This window comes from Vibrio sp. 070316B (assembly GCF_013114115.1).
In the GTDB taxonomy this organism is placed as follows: Bacteria; Pseudomonadota; Gammaproteobacteria; order Enterobacterales; family Vibrionaceae; genus Vibrio; species Vibrio chagasii_B.
Genome location: NZ_VTYC01000085.1, coordinates 1 through 625, shown reverse-complemented (window position 1 = coordinate 625; position 625 = coordinate 1). Strand labels below are relative to the sequence as shown.

Here is a 625-nt window from a genome sequence, read left to right as displayed (position 1 = left end):
TTCATGACTGGGGTGAAGTCGTAACAAGGTAGCCCTAGGGGAACCTGGGGCTGGATCACCTCCTTATACGAAGATATTCACGATAAGTGTCCACACAGATTGATTAGGTTTAGAAAGTAAAAGAGACGAAGAACTCCCAAGTTCTTCAATCCAGTGTCCCGTTCGTCTAGAGGCCTAGGACACCGCCCTTTCACGGCGGTAACAGGGGTTCGACTCCCCTACGGGATACCATTGGGTCGTTAGCTCAGTTGGTAGAGCAGTTGACTTTTAATCAATTGGTCGCAGGTTCGAATCCTGCACGACCCACCATTCTTTCTCCACGAAGGAATTAAAACTTTTAGTGGGCGATTAGCTCAGTTGGGAGAGCACCTGCCTTACAAGCAGGGGGTCACTGGTTCGAGCCCGGTATCGCCCACCATTCTCTAAATATTCTTGGAAGTTAAAACTCCAAACCACTTCTTATGTCGTTGGTTGGTTTTTTCGACTGTGAGAGTCTTTAGAAAATGCATTCTTCGGAATACATGCTCTTTAACAATTTGGAAAGCTGACTGATTAACTCTAAGAGTTAATCAAATTAAAAGTTCTCAATGTTTATCCTTTGGATAAACACAACACAAACACATTC

At 44.5% G+C, this 625-nt stretch carries 3 tRNA genes and 1 rRNA gene; all 4 read left to right on the top strand.

Annotation, left to right across the window (positions count from 1 at the left end):
* Positions 1-66 (top strand): 16S ribosomal RNA (locus F0251_RS24335); the annotation flags it as partial.
* Positions 67-155: 89 nt separating this feature from the next.
* Positions 156-231, top strand: a tRNA-Glu gene (locus F0251_RS24330).
* Between the two features lie 2 nt (positions 232-233).
* A tRNA-Lys gene (locus tag F0251_RS24325) sits at positions 234-309 on the top strand.
* A 33-nt stretch (positions 310-342) separates the two neighbouring features.
* Positions 343-418, top strand: a tRNA-Val gene (locus F0251_RS24320).
* The last annotated feature ends 207 nt before the right edge of the window (positions 419-625 follow it).